The 19,872-nt window shown below is 64.7% G+C and carries 12 protein-coding genes; 5 read left to right on the top strand and 7 right to left on the bottom strand.

All coding sequences use genetic code 11. The features are described 5' to 3' along the window. Window positions 1–355: 355 nt before the first annotated feature. The 3 genes from oxlT to IEW24_RS13150 all read right to left on the bottom strand — a co-directional run bounded on the left by oxlT (window position 356) and on the right by IEW24_RS13150 (window position 3,915). Entirely contained in the window at window positions 356–1,657 is a 1,302-nt protein-coding gene (gene oxlT / locus IEW24_RS13160; protein WP_188579244.1) for an oxalate/formate MFS antiporter, read from the bottom strand. 291 nt (window positions 1,658–1,948) lie between these two features. Continuing rightward, window positions 1,949–3,178, bottom strand: a complete 1,230-nt coding sequence (frc, locus tag IEW24_RS13155; protein WP_188579242.1) for a formyl-CoA transferase — start codon at window positions 3,176–3,178, stop codon at window positions 1,949–1,951. A gap of 266 nt (window positions 3,179–3,444) precedes the next feature. Beyond that, entirely contained in the window at window positions 3,445–3,915 is a 471-nt protein-coding gene (locus tag IEW24_RS13150) for a CBS domain-containing protein (RefSeq protein WP_188579240.1), read from the bottom strand. A gap of 394 nt (window positions 3,916–4,309) precedes the next feature. Here IEW24_RS13150 and IEW24_RS13145 point away from each other — a divergent pair, with 394 nt between their 5' ends. Further along, a complete protein-coding gene (locus tag IEW24_RS13145) occupies window positions 4,310–4,999 on the top strand; it encodes a GntR family transcriptional regulator (protein WP_188579238.1) in 690 nt (229 codons plus the stop codon). A gap of 98 nt (window positions 5,000–5,097) precedes the next feature. Here the strand turns inward: IEW24_RS13145 and carA are convergent, their stop codons facing one another. After that, window positions 5,098–6,309, bottom strand: a complete 1,212-nt coding sequence (carA, locus tag IEW24_RS13140) for a glutamine-hydrolyzing carbamoyl-phosphate synthase small subunit (RefSeq protein WP_188579235.1) — start codon at window positions 6,307–6,309, stop codon at window positions 5,098–5,100. Window positions 6,310–6,517: 208 nt separating this feature from the next. On the opposite strand from carA, the gene IEW24_RS13135 reads away from it, so the two are divergent. The 3 genes from IEW24_RS13135 (at window position 6,518) to rpoD (ending at window position 11,338) form a co-directional block, all read left to right on the top strand. Beyond that, the gene (locus tag IEW24_RS13135) at window positions 6,518–6,976 is read left to right on the top strand and encodes a GatB/YqeY domain-containing protein (RefSeq protein WP_188579233.1); all 459 of its coding nucleotides are present in this window, start codon (window positions 6,518–6,520) and stop codon (window positions 6,974–6,976) included. Window positions 6,977–7,131: 155 nt separating this feature from the next. Next, window positions 7,132–9,093 carry a DNA primase gene (gene dnaG, locus IEW24_RS13130; protein WP_188579231.1) on the top strand — a complete coding sequence of 654 codons (1,962 nt, stop codon included), beginning with the start codon at window positions 7,132–7,134 and terminating at the stop codon, window positions 9,091–9,093. Between the two features lie 247 nt (window positions 9,094–9,340). Next, entirely contained in the window at window positions 9,341–11,338 is a 1,998-nt protein-coding gene (gene rpoD / locus IEW24_RS13125) for an RNA polymerase sigma factor RpoD (protein WP_188579229.1), read from the top strand. Here rpoD and IEW24_RS13120 read toward each other — a convergent pair. Continuing rightward, the gene (locus IEW24_RS13120; RefSeq protein ID WP_188579227.1) at window positions 11,335–12,498 is read right to left on the bottom strand and encodes a PDDEXK-like family protein; all 1,164 of its coding nucleotides are present in this window, start codon (window positions 12,496–12,498) and stop codon (window positions 11,335–11,337) included. The genes rpoD and IEW24_RS13120 overlap by 4 nt on opposite strands. Before the next feature lie 466 nt (window positions 12,499–12,964). Between IEW24_RS13120 and IEW24_RS13115 the strand changes: the two genes are divergently transcribed. Then, window positions 12,965–14,551 carry an ABC transporter substrate-binding protein gene (locus IEW24_RS13115; protein ID WP_373870069.1) on the top strand — a complete coding sequence of 529 codons (1,587 nt, stop codon included), beginning with the start codon at window positions 12,965–12,967 and terminating at the stop codon, window positions 14,549–14,551. Between the two features lie 273 nt (window positions 14,552–14,824). Here the strand turns inward: IEW24_RS13115 and IEW24_RS13110 are convergent, their stop codons facing one another. Continuing rightward, window positions 14,825–18,064: an autotransporter outer membrane beta-barrel domain-containing protein gene (locus IEW24_RS13110; protein ID WP_188579225.1), complete on the bottom strand. Its 3,240-nt coding sequence runs from the start codon at window positions 18,062–18,064 to the stop codon at window positions 14,825–14,827. A 296-nt stretch (window positions 18,065–18,360) separates the two neighbouring features. Then, the gene (locus tag IEW24_RS13105; protein WP_188579223.1) at window positions 18,361–19,740 is read right to left on the bottom strand and encodes a glutamine synthetase family protein; all 1,380 of its coding nucleotides are present in this window, start codon (window positions 19,738–19,740) and stop codon (window positions 18,361–18,363) included. Between the last annotated feature and the right edge of the window lie 132 nt (window positions 19,741–19,872).

The following is a 19,872-nucleotide window of genomic DNA, read 5'->3' as shown; positions in this document are numbered from 1 at the left end:
CCGTCACCTTCGTCCCATGGAAGAGGGGCACCAAACATGCAAATTACGGTTATGTAACCGCTACGTATCCTTGTTTATCAAGGACATGCGGGCCAAGGTGTGCGTTTTCGCTAAAAACGGAAACCACACCTGTTTGCGGATTTATTTCAATCAACGCTGAGGCACGTGGTTCATTTGGGCGGATTGATGAGATTGTTCTCAAATCATCACGCCGGGCACAGATAAACACCTTCCCGAAACGACGTCCAGAAGCGTTTTCAGGGCCGTACGGGCGCGCCGCGCGCCGCGAACAAAAAAAGGCCCCGGCAGAGCCGGGGCCATGAGGGGTCGTCCGAGGACGACAGAGGGCTCTTTGTCAGGCGCGGGCGGCAGCCTCGCGCGCTTGCGTTGCGTTGGCCGCGGCTTCGTTCAGGCGATGATGGCGCGCCAGCATCGGCTTGAGGACGAAAAGCGCAGCGAAAGCGGCGGTCAGATCCATGGCGGCGACGAGGTAAAGAACCGTCGACCAGCTGCCCGTTGCTTCCATGATGATGTTGGCGATCGGAACAAGCAGAGCCGCAAAACCCTTGGCGCAGTAGAGAACGCCGTAGATCTTACCCACATGCTTGGAGCCGAAGGTATCCGCCGCAGTCGCGGAGAACAGGGAGTAAACTTCACCCCAGGCAAGGAAGACGATGCCGGAGAGAATGATGAACGCCCACGGATTGTGACCGAACGTGCCGAGGGCGATGATGCCGATGCCTTCCATGGCGAAGGCGAAGAACATCGTCTTTTCACGGCCGATATGGTCCGAGATCCAGCCGAAGAACGGGCGGGAGAAGCCGTTCAGGATGCGGTCCAGCATCAGGGCGAACGGCAGGGCAGCCATGGCGAAGAAGTAGAGGTTCACTTCCACATGCTTCACGCCAAGGTCTTCGGCGATCACGCCCAGCTGAGCCACCGCCATCAGACCGCCGGTGACGGTGAAGATGAACATGGCGAGCATGACGTAGAACACCGGGGTGCGGAGTGCTTCACCCAGCGTATAGTCCCGGCGGGACTGCGCAACGCTGGAGGAATAGACCACTTCCCGGTTGCCGGGCGCCCGCAGGAAGCCAGCCGCCAGCAGGATGATCGCGCCCTGCAGCACACCGAAGAAGAAGAAGGTGGAGCTGTAGCCAGAGGTCTTGATCATGGCAGCGATAGGCATGATCGTGAAGACGGTGCCCGAGCCGTAGCCCGCCGCCATCAGGCCGACTGCGAGGCCGCGCTTGTCCGGGAACCACTTCAGCGCGCTGTTCACGCAGGTTGCGTAGACGCAGCCGACGCCGATGCCGCCGATCACCGCGCCCACATAGAAGCCGGTCAGGGAGGTGGCGTAGGAATTGATGATCCAGGACAGGCCGGTGAAGAAGCCGCCCACGAACACCACGGCGCGCGGGCCGTACTTGTCGATGAAATAGCCCTCGATGGGCGTCAGCCAGGTCTGCACCACCACGAAGATCGTGAAGGCCACCTGAATCGAAGCGCGGCTCCAGCCATTCGCACTCTGGATCTCGGGCACGAACAGCGTCCAGCTATACTGGATGTTCGCGGCCGCGACCATGCAGACGATACCCGCAATCAATTGCAGCCAGCGCGAGGATAGCACTGAACCGCTCCCTGCTTGAGCAACCATGTTTCCTACCCCTGATGAGATGATTTTTCTTTTTCTATGGAAGTAAAGCCGGCCTCACCCTCTTATTTTGGTCCCTCATGAGGCGGCCTTTGGCGAGAACTCATCCTTTCCTTCGGGGCGCTTCCTGTCCGGCCTTTGGCGCGGCCGCACCGGAAGCGTCCCGGTCCCTTGGAGCAAAAGCTCCGTAACGTTCGACCCAACGACGCTAGGGCATGTCCGGAAGACATTCCCTATCAAAGCTTTAGAGGCGGATTCACGGCTCAGATCGATCAAATCCGAACCGATCCGGCTCTATGCGGCCCCGGAGGCCCGCATGCTGGCGATGTCGTCGGGATCGAAGCCGATCCAGGCGAGCACTTCTTCCGTGTGCTCGCCGAGAAGAGGGGCGCGCTCCACCTCGACCGCGCTCTCGGAGAGCTGGATCGGGGAGCCCACGGTGACGTAATTGCCCCGCTCGGGATGGGGCACGTCCACGAGGAAGCCGCGCTCATAGAGGCTGCGGTCCTCGATGATGTCCTTGGTGGAGAGGATGGGGCCGCACGGCACGTCGATGGCCGAAAGCGCCTTCATCACCTCGTGCTTGGTCCGCTTGCGCGTCCAGGCCTCGATCACCTCGAAGCAGGCTTCCAGCCGCTCGGCCCGCGCCTCATGGGAGGCGAAGCGGGCGTCCTCGATCAGATCCTTGCGGCCGATCAGGCGCATCAGCGGCGCCCAGCCCTGCGGCTGGATGATGACGTAGCAGAAGTCGTTCTCTCCGCCGGGCGCGCAGCGCAGCGCAGCTCCCGGCTGACCGCCGCCGGAGGAATTGCCCGCGCGGGGCACGGCCTCGCCCTGGGGCGCGCCGGGATATTCGACAAGCGGGCCGGACGCGAGGCGCTGCTGGTCGCGCAGCTTCACCCGCAGCAGGTTCACCACGCAATCCTGCATGGCCACGTCCACCCGCTGGCCCTTGCCCGTCACCGTGCGCTGGAACAGCGCGGCGAGGATGCCGGCCACGCAATGGATGCCGGTGCCGGTGTCGCCCACCTGCATGCTGGAGGCAGTGGGCGGGCCGGACTGGAAGCCGGTGGTGCTCATGGCCCCGCCCATGGCCTGGGCGATGGTCTCATAGGCCTTCGCATCCTGCGTCTCGACGCCGGCGAAGCCCTTGATGGACGCATAGATGAGCCGGGGATTGATCTGGGCGATGCGCTCGTAGGAGAAGCCCTGCCGCTCCAGCACGCCGGGGCCGAAATTCTCCACCAGCACGTCGCAACGCTCGATGAGGCGCACGAGGGCATCCTGCCCCTGCGTGGACTTGATGTTGAGCGTGACGCTGCGCTTGTTGCCGTTCAGCATCGCGAAATACAGGCTGTCCACGTTCGAGCGGTCGCGCAGCTGGCTGCGCGTGATGTCGCCCCGACGCGGCATTTCGATCTTGATGACGTCCGCCCCCATCCACGCGAGCAATTGCGTCGCGGAGGGCCCCGACTGGACATGTGTCATGTCCAGGATGCGCACGCCTTCGAGTGCCTTGGCCATGCCTCTAACCCCTGGGTCCTGCCCTTTTGACTATTGTCGTGACCGGTCTGTGCCGGCCTTTTGAAACCACCCGCCCCAAGCTGCGGGAATAAGACTTCGTCTCTTTTTCCGCCGGCCAGCTTTTAGCTGGTCCGGGCTCTTTTCATTTGGCGCGTCTGGCGTCCGCACCTGACTTAACGTCTACAGTATCTCGTATACCAAGTACAAAGCGTACCATCCATACGCGACGGCTGCAAATGTTTTGCAGCCGTCTTCAAAGGTCATTTCTAGCGCAGTGCAGCAAGCGCGATGGCCACGCCGCCCTGGGCGGGATCGGCAAAAGGCGCCACTTCGGACTCGTGCAGATAGTGGCGCATGAGGTCGGTGGCGCTGATCACGCCCACCAGCGCATGCTCCTCCAGCACCGGCAGATGGCGCACCTGATGCTCGTCCATGAGCCGCAGCACGGTGACGACACTGTCGCGCAGCGTGCAGGAGATGACCTCGCGCTTCAGATAGGTCGCCACGCCCACGGAGGGCGCGTTCGCGCCGTGCTCCGCCAGCGCGCGGGTGACGTCGCGCTCGGAGAACACGCCAGCCACCGTATTTCCTTCCGTGCGGCACACGTCCTTGACCACCACGGAGGAGACGTTCTCCCGCCGCATGATCATGGCCGCGGTGGCCACCGTCTCGTTCATGCGCACCGTCACGATGCGGGTGTCGCGTTTCTCGCGAAGAATATCGTCGACCGTAATCATGGCATCCACCTCATCTGGCTTGACGCTGCGGGATGCTTCCCGCAGGCACTGCGCAGCGCCTGAGGCCGGCCGCGTTGGGATCCCTCGCTTGTTTGGAACCCCTCTGTGGAACCATGCTGGTATTCAGAATACGTAATGTCAATAAGCAGTGCCGCAGCCGAAAGCACCCTTTTACGTTGCAACGCAACCGGTTCTCTCGTCTTTGCTGGCCTAAACTGAGACAACACGCTTGCTTGCTCTCTCCGCCAAGAGGTGACACAGAGTATGTTGTATGCGGGGTGCCGAACCACCCAGGGGGAGTCGCGCGCGTTTTGTGCGCGGGTGGGCTGTGGCGCCTGAGCCCAACACTGACAATGTGAAACGGCCGTAACGGCCTGGATCAGGCAAGGGTCAGATGACGTACCAGGATATCAACGTGAAGCCGATCGAGACCGAATCGAGCTTCCGGATGAAGGCCTACAAGGCCCTCAAGGCTGCCATCATGGAGATGGACATCTACAGCCACGAGGAAGAAATCCGCCTTGAAGAGCGCCAGCTCTCGGAAAAGCTGGGGGTTTCCCGCACCCCGATCCGCGAGGCCATGACGCTTCTGGAGCAGGAAGGCTTCGTGCGCTCCGTGCCGCGGCGCGGCATCTTCGTGGTGCGCAAGAGCAAGCAGGAAGTGCTTGAGATGATCACGGTATGGGCCGCTCTGGAGAGCATGGCCGCCCGCCTCGCCTGCCAGGTGGCCTCCGACGCCGACATCAAGATGCTGCGCGAGAATGTCCGCGCCTTCGCCGATCGCGATCCGGAGAATTTCGTCTCCGAATACAGCGAGGCCAACCTCGCCTTCCACCGCCTCATCATCCGCATCTCGGGCTGCCAGCTGCTGGTGGAGACCACCGACAACCTGTTCCCCCACATGCGCGGCGTGCGCAAGGTGACGATCGGACAGGACCACCGCGCCCAGCGCTCCATCGTCGATCACACCAAGATCGTGGAAGCCATCGAGAAGCGCGATACGGACCTCGCCGAGCGCCTCGTGCGCGAGCACACGCTCGGCCTCGCCCGGCACGTGGAAGCCCACGGCGACTTCCTCGACTGAGCAGGGCGGCTTACGGCCTCCAAAAAGAAAAGCGCCCGGACCTTTCGGCCGGGCGCTTTTTTTTCTTGTCTCAGCAGTGGTGCGGCGAAAAAGACGGCTCAGGCCGCCTTCTTGTTCTTCGCCATCAGCTCCACAAAGCGCGCGAACAGATAGTGGCTGTCGCGCGGGCCGGGGCTGGCCTCGGGATGATACTGCACCGAGAACACCGGCTTGTCGGAGAGCGCGATGCCCGCGTTCGAGCCGTCGAACAGCGAGACATGGGTCTCCACCGCATTGGCCGGCAGGCTGTCGCGGTCCACGGCGAAACCGTGGTTCATGGAGGTGATCTCCACCTTGCCGGTGGTCATGTCCTTCACGGGATGGTTCGCGCCGTGATGGCCCTGATGCATCTTCATGGTGCGCCCGCCGACCGCGAGGCCGATCATCTGGTGGCCCAGGCAGATGCCGAAGGTCGGGATGTCCTTCGCGATCAGCTCGCGGATCACCGGCACGGAATATTCGCCCGTGGCCGCCGGATCGCCGGGACCGTTGGACAGGAACACGCCATCCGGCTGCAGCGCCATCACCTCTTCGGCGGAGGTGGTGGCGGGCACCACCGTCACCTTGCAGCCGGCCGTGGCCAGCAGGCGCAGGATGTTGCGCTTCACGCCATAGTCGATGGCGACCACATGATACTTGGGCGCGCCCTCCTGCCCGTAGCCCTTCGGCCACGTCCATTCGGTCTCGTCCCAGTTGAAGCGCTGGGCGGAGGTCACGCCGGGCACGAGGTCCATGCCGACAAGACCCGGCCATTCCCTGGCCTTGGCCTTGAGCGCCTCTATGTCGAACACGCCGTCCGGATTGTGGGCCAGCACCGCGTTGGGCATGCCGCCCTCGCGGATGAGGGCGGTCAGCGCGCGGGTGTCCACGCCGGAGATGGCGGGGATGTCGCGGGCTTTCAGCCAGGCATCCAGATGCCGGGTGGCGCGATAATTGGAAGGATCCGTCACCGCACCGCGCACCACCACGCCGCGCACGCCGGACACGGCGGCGGCGGACACCGTCTCGATGTCCTCCTCGTTCGTGCCCACGTTGCCGATGTGGGGGAAGGTGAAGGTGATGATCTGCCCGGCATAGGAGGGATCGGTGAGGATTTCCTCGTAGCCCGTGATGGCGGTGTTGAAGCACACCTCGCCCACGCCCTCGGTGGCCGCGCCGAAGCCGAAGCCTTCGAGCACGGTGCCATCAGCGAGAACCAGAAGGGCGGTCGGCTTCGGTTCGGTCCAGCCTCCGGCGGTGCCGGCGGCCTGTGCGTCTTGTTCCTGGGTCATGGATCGCCTAAATAAGGGGTCGCGCGCGGCGATGCCAGCCATGCGCGCGTGTTTTTGTGCGCTGATGCCCGGCTACCTGAGGATGCCGCTGGTGACAAGGGCCGCGCTCACCCCCCAGATCTGCGCCCGGAGCGGAGCCCAGCCCCGCTCCCCGGCGCATGCCACGGTTTGACCCGTTCGTTTTGAACAAGTTGAAAGAGGTTTTCCCTTGCTGCGTGACCAGATCGCCACCGCGCTTAAAGAGTCGGTGAAGGCCCAGGACAAGTGCCGGACCTCCACCCTGCGTCTCATCAGTGCCGCGCTGAAGGATCGCGACATCGACGCGCGTGGCCTCGGCAAGGATCCCATCTCCGAGGACGACCTGCGCGCCCTGCTGGCCAAGATGGTCAAGCAGCGCGAGGAAAGCGCCAAGATCTACGAGGAGAACAACCGCCCCGAGCTTGCCGCGCAGGAGCGCGAGGAAATCGTGGTGATCCAGGGTTTCCTGCCCAAGCAGCTCTCCGAGGCCGACACCCGCGCCGCCATCGCCAAGGTGGTCGCCGAGATCGACGCCAAGGGCATCAAGGACATGGGCAAGGTGATGACCGAGCTGAAGATGCGCCACGCCGGCGCCATCGACTTCAGCAAGGCCTCCCCCTGGGTGCGGGACGCCCTGACGGCGGTGTGAACCCATTGGCGGGGGCTTAACCCCGGCAGTGAATAATGGGGATAGCGGGTATCGGCGCCTTGGCCCTTCCGGCCGGGGCGCCTTTTGCGTTCTGCCCGCGCTAGATTTTCCGGCTGAGCTTTCCCGCAGCCGTTTGTGGACCTGAGACAGCCGGCATGCGCTTCCCGCCCTCCTTCCTCGAAGAAATCCGCACCCGGGTTCCGGTGTCGGACGTGGTCGGGCGGCGGGTGAAGCTCCGGAAGCAGGGCCGCGAATTCGCCGGCCTCTCGCCCTTCAATGCCGAGAAGACCCCCTCCTTCTTCGTCAATGACCAGAAGGGTTTTTATCACTGCTTCTCCTCCGGCAAGCATGGCGACGTCTTCGACTTCCTGATGGAGACCGAAGGCGTGCCGTTCGGCGAGGCGGTGGAGCGGCTCGCCTCCATGGCGGGCCTCCAGCTGCCGGACATCACCCCGGAAGTCGCCGCCAAGGAAGCCCGCAGGCGCGGCCTGCACGAGGTCATGGAGATGGCTGCCGCCTTCTTCGAGGACCAGCTTCAGGCCCGCGCCGGCGCCAAGGCGCGGGGCTATCTGTCCGACCGTGGCCTCGGGCCGGGCACACAGAAGCGGTTCCGTCTCGGCTATGCCCAGGGCGAGCGCTTCGCCCTGAAGGAGGCGCTCGGCAAGGCCGGCGTGCCCGTCTCCGACATGATCGAGACCGGGCTGCTCATCTCCGGCGACGACATCCCGGTACCATATGACCGCTTCCGGGATCGTGTGATGTTCCCCATCACCGACCTGAAGGGCCGGGTCGTCGCCTTCGGCGGCCGGGCGCTGGAGAAGGATGTCCCGGCGAAATATCTGAACTCGCCCGAGACCACGCTCTTTCACAAGGGCTCGCTGCTCTACAACGCCCACACCGCCCGCGCCGCCACCTCCAAGGGCGCGCCCCTCATCGCAGTGGAAGGCTATGTGGACGTGATCGCGCTGGTGGAAGCCGGGTTCGAGGGCGCCGTCGCCCCGCTCGGCACCGCGCTCACCGAGGAACAGCTTCAGTTGCTGTGGCGCATGGCCGACGAGCCGGTGCTGCTGTTCGACGGCGACAAGGCCGGCCGCCGCGCCGCCTTCCGCGCGATCGGCCTTGCCCTGCCCCACATCAAGCCTGGCAAGAGCCTCTCCTTCGGCACCCTGCCCGACGGCCAGGACCCGGACGATCTCATCCGCTCCAGCGGGCGGGAGGCCATGGAGGGCGTTCTGTCGCAGGCTCAGCCCCTGTCCGCCATGCTGTGGGCGCGGGAGACCGAAGGCGTCAATCTCGATACCCCCGAGCGCCGGGCGGCGCTGGAAGCGCGCATCGGCGAGGCGGTGGCCGCCATTCAGGACGAGAATGTCCGCCGCCATTACACGCAGGACCTGCGCGAGCGCCTGCGCCGGCTGCTCAACCCGCAGGCCGAGAACCGGCAGCGCCGATTCGAGGGCGGATCGGGCGGCGGAAGCTGGAGCGGCGGCGGCTGGGCGTCCTCCGGCGGCGGCCAACGTGGTGGCGGGCGCGGCAGGAATGACCGCTTCGGCCCCCGCGAGATGCCGCTGGTGACGGGCGGGGAACTGGCCCGCAGCGCCATCGTGCGCGGACCGCTCACCAGCATGCCGCGCAATGAGGCATTGCTGCTGTTCTGCCTCATCAACCATCCCTGGTTGCTGGAGGACTATGCGGAGGACGTCTCCGATCTGCCCTTGGCCAATAAGGATGCCGAACGGCTGCGGCGTGCCCTCGTGGAGGCGCATCTGGACGGCGTGCATGAAGCCGAGGCGCTGGAAAGCCATCTCTCGCGGGATGATCTGGACGCGCTGGCCCAGCGGGTACGCGGCCTCGCCAACCCCCGCATGGACTGGCCGGCATACCCGGATACCGGGCGAGAGGATGTGCGACTCTGGTGGCTGCAACGCTCGGCCTTGCATCGCAAGGCTCACGCGCTATCTAGGGAATTACGGGAAGCTGAAAGAACTCTGGGTGAGGAGCCGAGCGAAGCCAATTTCGCATGGCTGCGCGATGTGCGGGAACGCCTTTCCACGGTTGAAGGCATGGACGCCCTGGTGGAGGGGTTCGGTGCCTCGTCGGGACGCGGACCTGCACGTTAGGTTTCGGAAGGCGGATTCACGCATCAGGTGGTTTCCATCTGGGGCGATCCGGCTCTGAGTTCTGGCTGACCTGCGTTTTTTGAGGCGTTGGCTCGGCCCTTGCTGCCGTTTTGGGCTTGGAGCCGCCTTCAGGCTGGTTTAACGGGATCGCTCTAGGGTGGCCCGCGTTAGAGTTGGGAACAGGGGGGATGTGCCGGCAGGCACCCCGCCTTATTCGCCGCAGGGCGGCGATGTGCAGGAGATGTCCATGGCGAAGCAGGCCACCGAGACGACCGAAGCTCCGGAGAAGGAGACCGACGCCCCTGATGGGCCGTTGCTCGACCTTTCGGACGCGGCCGTCCGGAAGATGATCAAGTCTGCCAAGCGCCGCGGCTACGTGACCTATGAGCAGCTCAATGAAGTGATGCCCTCCGAGGAGGTGACCTCCGAGCAGATCGAGGACACCCTCGCCATGCTCAACGACATGGGCATCAACGTCATCGAGGCCGAGGAAGCCGAGGCCGAGGAAGCGTCCGAAGAGGGCGAATCAGCGGACGAGCCGGAAGAGGTCGAGGGCGGCGAGCTCACCGAGCAGGCGCCCCGCGCCGTCGTGCGCTCCGAGACCAAGTCCGAGCCCGGCGAACGCACCGACGACCCGGTGCGCATGTATCTGCGCGAGATGGGCAGCGTGGAGCTGCTCTCCCGCGAAGGCGAAATCGCCATCGCCAAGCGCATCGAGGCCGGCCGCGAGGCGATGATCGCCGGCCTGTGCGAGAGCCCGCTGACCTTCCAGGCCATCATCATCTGGCGCGATGAGCTGACCGAAGGCCGCGTGCTGCTGCGCGACATCATCGATCTGGAAGCCACCTATGCCGGCCCCGAGGGCAAGAACGCCCCGGTGATCGAGGGCGACCCCGCGCTCGCCCCCGAGCAGGGCGAAGACGGCATCCTGGGCGACGGCGCCTCCCCCAATGACGACGAAGACGACATGGAGAACTCCCTGTCGCTCGCCGCCATGGAGACCGAGATCAAGCCCAAGGTGGTGGAGACGTTCGACCGCATCGCCGACAGCTACAAGAAGCTGCGGCGCCTGCAGGACCAGAATGTCGAATCCAAGCTGAAGAACGAGACTCTCTCGCCCGCGCAGGAGCGCAAGGCGAAGAAGCTCAAGGAAGACCTCGTCCTCGACGTGAAGTCGCTTTCGCTCAATCAGGCGCGCATCGACGCACTGGTGGAGCAGCTCTACGAGATCAACAAGCGCCTCGTCGGCCTTGAGGGTCGCCTGCTGCGCCTGGCCGAGAGCTATGGCGTCGCCCGCGACGACTTCCTGCGCCAGTATCAGGGCTACGAGCTGGACCCGAAGTGGCTGCTGCGCGTCTCCAAGCTCGGCTCGCGCGGCTGGAAGAACTTCGTCGCCCACGAGAAGGACGGCATCCACACCCTGCGCGGCGACATCCACGCGCTCGCCACGGAGACGGCGCTGGAAATCGCCGAGTTCCGCAAGATCGTGCAGATGGTGCAGAAGGGCGAGAAGGAAGCCCGGCAGGCGAAGAAGGAAATGGTCGAGGCCAACCTGCGCCTCGTCATCTCCATCGCCAAGAAGTACACGAACCGCGGCCTGCAGTTCCTGGATCTGATCCAGGAGGGCAACATCGGCCTCATGAAGGCGGTCGACAAGTTCGAGTACCGGCGCGGCTACAAGTTCTCGACCTATGCCACGTGGTGGATCCGTCAGGCCATCACCCGCTCGATCGCCGACCAGGCGCGGACCATCCGCATCCCGGTCCACATGATCGAGACCATCAACAAGATCGTGCGCACCTCGCGCCAGATGCTCCACGAGATCGGCCGCGAGCCGACCCCGGAAGAGCTGGCCGAGAAGCTGGGCATGCCGCTGGAGAAGGTCCGCAAGGTCCTGAAGATCGCCAAGGAGCCGATCTCCCTCGAAACGCCCATCGGCGACGAGGAGGATTCGCATCTCGGTGACTTCATCGAGGACAAGAACGCGATCCTGCCCATCGACGCCGCGATCCAGAGCAATCTGCGCGAGACGACGACGCGTGTTCTCGCGTCGCTGACGCCGCGCGAGGAACGCGTGCTGCGCATGCGCTTCGGCATCGGCATGAACACGGACCACACCCTTGAGGAAGTGGGCCAGCAGTTCTCCGTGACCCGCGAGCGTATCCGCCAGATCGAGGCCAAGGCCCTGCGCAAGCTCAAGCACCCCTCGCGGTCGCGCAAGCTGCGCAGCTTCCTCGACAACTAGGGCATCGCAGCAAGTTCCAGGGCAACCAAGCGAAGTCGTTGGCAAGCGGCAACGACTTCGTTCACCACGTCCAATTGCTCGGAGAGCGGTTGCCCCCACGAGGCCGTTTTCACGGGGATGCCGAGCATCCCCGTGCTCGCCTTTGAACGATCGACCAGCCCCACTTTGTCTTTAAGGGTCCCTATCCGGCTACGATGATCTCCCATCATCTCAAGATCGACCAGATCCTGACTCACCTTCCAAAATATTGAGAAGCCAGTCGGCCTATTTACCCATTTAACAGACAGGCCATAGGCATCTCCCGTTGGATCATGACTAAATTCAGGGGCATTACTCCTTAGGAAGTTTGAAAATTCTTCGGAGAAATTCTTAACCTCTATCTTGGGCGCAGACATTATTTTACTCACATTCTCCAAGCATGACTGAAGAGCGGATGCACGCCAGTTGGCGTGAGATCCATTTTTCTGCGCGAACCATGAGGCAATGTCATCAATCGCAAGCTGGCAATGCCAAGTATCGCTCTTGGGAACACTTGAGAGGTATGTATCAGGTGCGATCAGGACAAGCTTGTATTCCACAGCCAATCCCTCACCCAGAAGCTCATTCGCTCGCTCGTGATACCTGTCACACTGAGCATCGGCAAAACGTGCGCTGATCTTGTCTTCGATCAGCACCGCAATCCGCGCTCCGGCCTTATCGAAATAGGCAAGAACGTCGGTCTCACCCCACTTTGCGTTTGCCTTTGCGGACACGGAATGAGCCGCGTCGGAGAAAGTCGCCCCTTCAATTCCGATCCGAGCGGCCAACCAGTCCGCAAACCCACTGTCGGCGTGCAACTCTTCGAGAATGAAAAGATCTACATCCCGCTCCTGCATTTTGAAGGGAGCCATGAATTCAATCTCCAGCCGTTTCCCAGCGCATATCTGCAACAGTGTGCGCGATTCGCCACGCTCCGCGTCATGATTTGCAACCTCGGCAATTCCCCCACCTAGAGCTCCAGAAACAGGAAAGGCCCGGCGCCAAGCGCCGGGCCTTTCCTTTTCAGCCTCTACCATCGGGAGCGGCGGGTTCAGATCGCGCACCCGCCCAAGCCAAATGCGGGCCTCGGCTGCGATCTGCGCCCCGGGATGGAGCGGCAGCGCATGGGAGCCGGCATGCAAGCGGCCCCACCGGCGCTTTCGGGATCACCACCTCCGGGGTCATGCGACCCCGCCCCGCACGGGGGACCGGACGGCGATCCGGATGGAAACGTCATCGCGGCTTTCGGGTATGGACGTCGCCCCAGGCCAGCGCGGCAGCAAAGCACACGAACACCGCCAGAGCGGCGGTGATGAACATGGCAGCCTCTGTTGTCATTCCTGTCCCCTCCCCGGGATGCCCCCAGCCGGCTTGTCGCCTGCCGCAAGGCGTGGCCGAGGCTAGGCTCATGCCGTGAGCCGGCTTTGATCCGCATCAATTCCCGGCTGCAGGATCGCCGCACCTCGCCCGCCATGGGGACGCACCGCAAGGCATGGGACTTGCTTGGGGCTCCCCGCGCGCCATCCGCAGCGGATGGGCGGAGTGGGGAGAAGAGCCATGTCGCTGGCGGACAAGCCGGATTGCCTTTCGATGAACCGCCGCACCCTGATGAAGGGCACGGGCACGCTCGGCCTCGCCATGCTGCTCGGCGGCGGGCAGGCAATGGCGCAGAACCGCAACGAAACCCTGCTGGTGGTGCAGGAGCTGGGGCCGAACAGCCTCGACATGCATGGCGTCGGCTCCAACCAGACCGTGAACGGCCTGTCGTGGAACACCTATGACCGCCTGCTCTCCTATGGCGAGGTGAAGCTGCCCGACGGCACGCTCTCCTATGACCGTGCCACCCTGACGCCGGAGCTGGCGGAGAAGTGGGAAGAGGCGGCGGACGGCATGTCCTGCACCTTCCATCTGCGCAAGGACGCCACCTTCCACGACGGCACGCCGGTGACGGCCAAGGACGTGAAATGGTCCTTCGACCGCGCGGTGAGCGTGGGCGGCTTCCCCACCTTCCAGATGTCCGCCGGCTCGCTGGAGAAGAAGGAGCAGTTCGTGGTCGTGGACGACCACACCTTCCGCATCGACTATCTGCGCAAGGACAAGCTGCTGCTGTTCAACGTGGCCGTGGTGGTGCCCTTCATCATCAACTCCACCCTGGCCCAGAAAAACGCCACGGCGGACGATCCTTGGGCAATGGCCTGGCTGAAGGCCAACACCGCTGGCGGCGGCGCCTACAAGGTGGAGAGCTGGAAGCCGGGCACGGAGACCATCCTCACCCGCTTCGATGGCTGGAAGAACGGCAAGCTGCCGTCCATCCGCCGCATCATCATCCGCGACGTGCCTTCCGCCGGCACCCGCCGCGCCATGCTGGAGCGTGGCGACGCCGACCTCTCCGCCGGCTTCCCGCCCAAGGATTTCGAGCAGCTCATCAAGGAGGCCAAGGTGAAGGTGGTCGGCGTGCCGATCCCCAACTGCCTCTGGTACATCGCGCTGAACACGTCGAAGCCGCCGTTCGACAATGTGAAGCTGCGGCAGGCCGTGGCTTACGCCCTGCCCTACCAGCAGATTCAGGACAACGCCTTCTTCGGGCGCGCCAAGCCCATGTATGGGGCAGCAAGCGCGACGCCGTCCGAGCCGGTGTGGCCGCAGCCCTTCCCCTATGCGACCAACCTTGAGAAGGCCAAGGCGCTGATGGCGGAGGCCGGCTTCCCGAACGGGCTGGAGACGACCCTCTCCATCGACGTGGGCACCGCCACCGTGGGCGAGCCCACCGCGCTGCTCATTCAGGAGAATCTGGCCAAGATCGGCATCAAGGCGAGCGTGGAGAAGATCCCCGGCGCCAACTGGCGCACCACACTGAACAAGAAGGAGCTGCCCATGGCGCTCAATCGGTTCAGCGGCTGGCTGGATTATCCGGAGTATTATTTCTACTGGAACCTGCACGGCAACAATTCGATCTTCAACATCTCCGCCTACAAGAGCCCGGAGATGGACAAGCTGATCGACAAGGCGCGCTTCGCCACCGACAAGGCCGAATATGCCGAGGCGGTGAAGGCCTTCATCGCTCTGTGCATGAGCGACGTGCCCATCGTGCCGCTGAACCAGCCCATGCATGACGTGGCCATGCAGAAGGCGGTCAATGGTTACGAATTCTGGTTCCACCGCGAGCCGGATTACCGGCAGTTCACCAAGGGCTGAACTGCCGCTTAACTGGCGGCTAACGGGAGCGGCGGGCCCGGCGGATATCGCCCGCCGTGCCCCCTCCCAGCCCTCCCCCGCGCCGAAGTCGGATGTTTCCGACTTCGGCATCTCGTTGCCGAAACCGGCGTCTGCCGGTTTCGGGCGGGAGAGGGCTTTTCCGCTTCACTCCCGAAGTGACCGCTCGCGGCGAGCGCCACAGGTCCCCTCTCCCGCTTGCGGGGGAGGGTTAGGGAGGGGGCAAAGGCGCGACGGTGCTGTTTCTCCCGCCCCTCAGAAGCGCCAGTTGAAGCTGCCCTTCACCGCGCTTTCGGTGAAGCCGGAGGCGAGCTGGCCGCTATAGGCAACGCTCACATCCACCGTATCCGAAAGCTTCGCCCCGAGCCCGGCCCCGAGCAGCAGCGCGTCAGTGGCGAGCGGCGCGCCCGTCACCGTGAACGGCACCGAGCCGGCGGCGAAGGCAAAGGTGGTGGACGGCGTCACGTCGCCATAGGCATGCTGCCAGCCGATGGTGCCGGACACCGTGAACGGCAGCGCCGTGCCCGCCCCGATCACCGTCTGCGCCTTCACGCCGAGCGTCGAATACAGCGTATCGAAGCTCGCGCTCTGGGCGATCAGCGTCGCCGTGCCCGCCGTCTCGGAAAAACCGTCGGTGGAGAGCGAGGACCACGCAAGGCCCGCGAACGGCTCCAGCGTCAGCGGCACACCCACATTCGCCAGCGCGAAGGCATAGCCCAGCTCGCCGAACACCTGCGCGGTGCCGGCCGAATAGCCCGACGTGTAGAGCGCCTGCTGCCCCGGCACCGTCACCGAGCGCGAGACGGACAGGTCATGCCAGCCATAGGCCGCGCCGAGGCGCAGGTTGAAGGCGCCGTTGGCGTCGGCCGCGAAGCGGCGGGCGGCATAGAGCGCCACATCGTAATTGTCGCTGCCGCCCGAACCCGGCACGCCATCGACCGAGAAGTCCGATTGGCCGAAGCCACCGGCCAGACCCACCCGCCAGCCGGACACATCGCCATCGAGGCCGATGAGGAAGCCGCCGATGGAACGCGGCGACGTCTCGGCATTGAAGGTGCCGCGGGTCTCGCCCCAGCCGCCATAGGCCTGCGCCCACAAAGTGGTGCCCTTCGCGTCCAGAACGTGCGTTTCCGCCGTGCCCGGCGCACCGCTGAGCGCCTGATCAAGCCGGCCGATCACCGCGCCGCGCACATAGGCCGACTGCACCTGCAGCGTGCTCTGGGCGGTGGCGTGGATCTCGCCGGACAGGCTCATGAGCGCGGCGGGCGCCTCATAGGCATTCATAACCGCCATGCTGCGAGCGAGCGGCGAGGTCAGCGGCAGGCTGTCCGCGCCGCGGCCGACCGCCACGGCATTGGGAGCGGGTGCCAGCGCCGCATAGGACACGCCGCTGCGCGAGAGCGTCAGCAGGCCGGTATTGTCCAGCGTCGGCGCCAGATAGGGATAGAGCGTGCCCAGCGCGCCGAAATAGGGGCTGGAGACGGTGAAGTTGGAGGCGATGCTGCCGGCAGTGATCACCTGATAGGTGGCGCCCAGCAGCGGCACGAAGCCGGTGTAGGGCACAGGTATCAGCGTGGCGCCGGCGGCGGTGAGCGTGCCGCCCACGATGAGCTGGTCCGAAGTGCCCGGCGCGCCCAGCTCGGCGAGAAGCACGGAGCCCGGCTCGAAGGTGGCGTTGCCGGTGAGCGTGTGCACACCGATGGAATTGCCCGGCGCCACCACCGCGCCGGAGCGCACCAGCATGGAGCCGAAAGTGCCGTTGCCGTTCAGCGTGCCGGTGTTCTCGAACGTGCCGGAAATGGTGCCGTTATTGGTGAAGGTGCCGCTGTTGGTGACGTTGGCAGAGAACGTGCCGCTATTCAGCGTGACGCCGGTGTTCAGGAAGTCAGCGGCCACGGTGCCGGTGTTCACAGTGATGCCGGCATTGGTCAGCGTCACGCCGGAGGGCGCGGCGAAGGTGCCGGCATTGCTGAGCGTCTGGCCAGCGGCGACGTTGTAGCCGCCATTGGCGTCGACGAAGGTAGCGCCCTGCGAGACGCTCAGCGAGCCGATCAGCGTGCCCGTGAGCACGGTGATGCCCTGTGCCGCCACCGTGCCGCCGGAATGGCTCAGCGTGCCGGCGAGGTAGATGGTCCCGCCCTGCAGCGTGAGGCTGCCCGAGCCGGTGAAATCACCATTGAACACCGCATTGGAGCTGGTGGAGATGGTGCTGTCCGCCATCAGCAGAACCGGCAGGTCGGTGGAGAAATCGGCCGTCAGCGCCAGCGTTCCGCGCGCCGCGATCATCGGCGTGATCTGCGTGGAAGCGCCAGCATAGCTATTGAGCGAAAGGCCGACAAAGCCCCCGTCCGCATCATAGAGCACGTTGTATCCGGCATAGGTGTGCACGCTCGAATTCACGAACGAGCTGCTGTCCGGCTGGTGATAGATGTCCACCTTGGTCGGAGCCTGGGGATTGGACGTGTCACCGAGCGTGAAGCTGTAGGTGGCGATGCCGCCCTCAATGCTCAGCGTCACCACCGTGCCGTCGCTGGAGACGATGGTGCTGCCCTTGGGCAGTCCGATGAACCCGTCCGAGACGCCCGTATCCATCAGCAGCGCGCCGGTGCCCGAGGTCTTGCCCACGGTCACGGTCGCCTGCGCCATCTGCCAGGTGGTGCCGGTCTGGGACGGGCCGAGCACCAGCTGCCCATAGCTGTAGGCAGCGGAGGTGTTGGCTGCCGTCAGTCCCAGATGGATGCCCGTGGGGGTGACGATATAGCCGTTGCGATAGGTGGATGAACTGGTGCCGTCGATGTTGAGCAGCGGATTGTAGGACTGCGGCGTGTCGGCCATGGCCTTCAGAAGGGCCGCCGTGTTCGCCGTATTGGACGTATCCACGTCCACCGCGCCGGAGCCCATGGTGTTGCGGCCGAAGCCGATGCCGATCATCTGCGTGGTGGTGGCCTCGGACAGATGGCAGCTGCCGCTGTTGCCGCCGCCGCCGAGACACTGGGCCTTTGTCACCACCAGTACCGGCACCTGGGACGTCACCGTCACCGGATTGCCATGGGCATCGGTCGCCAGGGTGAAGGTGATGGTATCGTTGATGAAATAGCCCGTCAGCAGCAGGCCGGAGCTGTCGTAGAAGACCCAGCCCGGCGAGTCTGTGGTAAAGGTGTTCGGGTCAAGGCCGAGATAATGGGCGGAGATGGCCATGCCGGTGGAGCCGGTGTCCACCGTCGGGTTGAGCGCATGGCCGCGCAGGTTCACGCCGAGGTTCAGCGCCCGGCTGCTCCCCTGAAGCACATCGCTGAGGGCATTTCCGCTGCTGAAGCCGAGAAAATAGGACTGCGTATAGCTGTCATACATGCTCCAGCTCTTGGACGTCACCGGCTCGGCCTGCGCCACCCCTGCATGCAGCAGGGCACCTGCCGCCAGCACCCCAAAAACACGCCGCCGCGTCGCCATCATCCATGCCGGCCGTTGGCCAGCAGCCCATACGCTCTTACCCATGTGCCCCACCGCATCATGTCACAACGCACCTCACCCTACGGAGGTACGGATGCGGGAGATCAACAGAGGAAGCCTGCGCAGGGCTGACTATTCTTAAACCTAACAAATGTTATCCGGCGACCTGGATCCGGAAGTGCCGCTCTCTGTTTGGCTCGCGCCTCTCCGGCCATGAAAACGACAGATGACGGGATCGGGCCGGGCAATCACGTCATGATGTTGCGGCCAAGCTTATCCATGGCGACGGGCCGGTGCCGGCCGGATCTTCTTGACCTTGATCGGCGGGGCCATCGGCCTATTCAGAGATAGGTGTCGTATTCCAGAGGAAGGATGGCGCGTTCGAAGGCGGCCAGTTCCTCGCGCTTCATCACCCCATAGATGCGCTGGTATTCTTCCCCGAAGGTACGGACGATGAAATCGGAGCCGAGGAAGCCCGCCACCGCTTCCCCCATGAAGGGCGACAGGCGCTCGGTCTCCACCTGGAAGGCATCCCCCGTGAGCGGCGGCGGCGGCTCGATCGCGCGCTCGATGCCCTCCAGCATGCCGGCAAGGATGCCGGCCATTACCAGATGCGGATGCGCCTCCGCTCCGGCGATGCGATGCTCCAGCCGTCGCGCGGCGGGCGGGCCGTTGGGCACGCGCACCGCCACCGAGCGGTTGTCGAAGCCCCATGAGATGCCGGTGGGCGCGTAGCTCGCCGGCACGAGGCGGCGGTAGCCGTTATAGCTCGGCACATAGAAGAGCAGCGTGTCCTTCATCGTGGCCAGCAGCCCGCCGGCCGCATGGCGCAGCAGGCGCTCGCCCTCCCCCTCCGGCCGCGCGAAGGCGTTGCCACCGGCTCCATCGCCGAGGCTGATGTGCACATGCATGCCGTTGCCGGCGAACTCGGTGAAGGGTTTCGCCATGAAGGTGGCGCGCATGCCGTGCTTGCGGGCCACGCCGTCGATCAGGCGGCGCAGCAGGATGGCCTCGTCGGCCGCCGCCAGTGCATCGGGGCGATGGTAGAGGTTGATCTCGAACTGGCCGGGAGCGGCTTCCGAGATCACCGTGTCGGCGGGCAGGCCCTGCGCTTCCGCCGCCGCCCGCATCTCGTGCAGCACGGGTGCGCAGGCATCGAGGTCGGACATGGAATACATGTTCTGCCGCGCCTCCCCCGTGTGCGGGAAGATCGGCACCGGCACTTCGCCCGGCGCCCACGGCTTCAGCAGATAGAATTCGAGTTCGAAAGCCACCGTGGGCACGAAGCCGAGCGCGGCGGCACGCGCGACCTGCCGCTTGAGCTGATGACGCGGATCCAGCATCCAGGGGCTGCCGTCGTCCTGATGCATGGTCAGCAGCACCTGCGCGGCCGGGCGCGGCGACCATGGCACCGGCCTCAGCGTGCCGGGAATGGGGCGACAGAGGCCGTCCTTGTCGCCGGTCTCGATATGGATGCCGGTGGCGTTCACCTCGCGGCCCCAGATGTCGAGGCCGAACAGCGAGCGCGGCATGGGCACGCCGTCGCGCCAGATCTTGGCCATGCCGGTGCCCGGCACCCATTTGCCGCGCAGCACGCCCGATGTGTCGGGCAGCAGCACCTCCACCACATCGGGCACGCCGTGGCGGCCGATATAGCTGGCTGCTTCCTCGCCGGCGGCCCGCTCCGGGGCGCCCGATCCGTCCTGTGCAGGGCCTTGCATGGTGCTCCGGGGAAAAATCTGTGCTTTCCTGCACATCCAAGCGCTTCGGAAGGGAACCTACAAGCTTCAGCGGAGCTTGTCCCACCGTGGCCGGGCAAAACGCCAGGGATGCCGTGCGCACGGTCCCATGGC

This window comes from Azorhizobium oxalatiphilum, from assembly GCF_014635325.1.
GTDB lineage: Bacteria > Pseudomonadota > Alphaproteobacteria > Rhizobiales > Xanthobacteraceae > Azorhizobium > Azorhizobium oxalatiphilum.
Note: the sequence above shows the minus strand (reverse complement) of the source record. Positions and strands in the feature narration are given on the sequence as shown.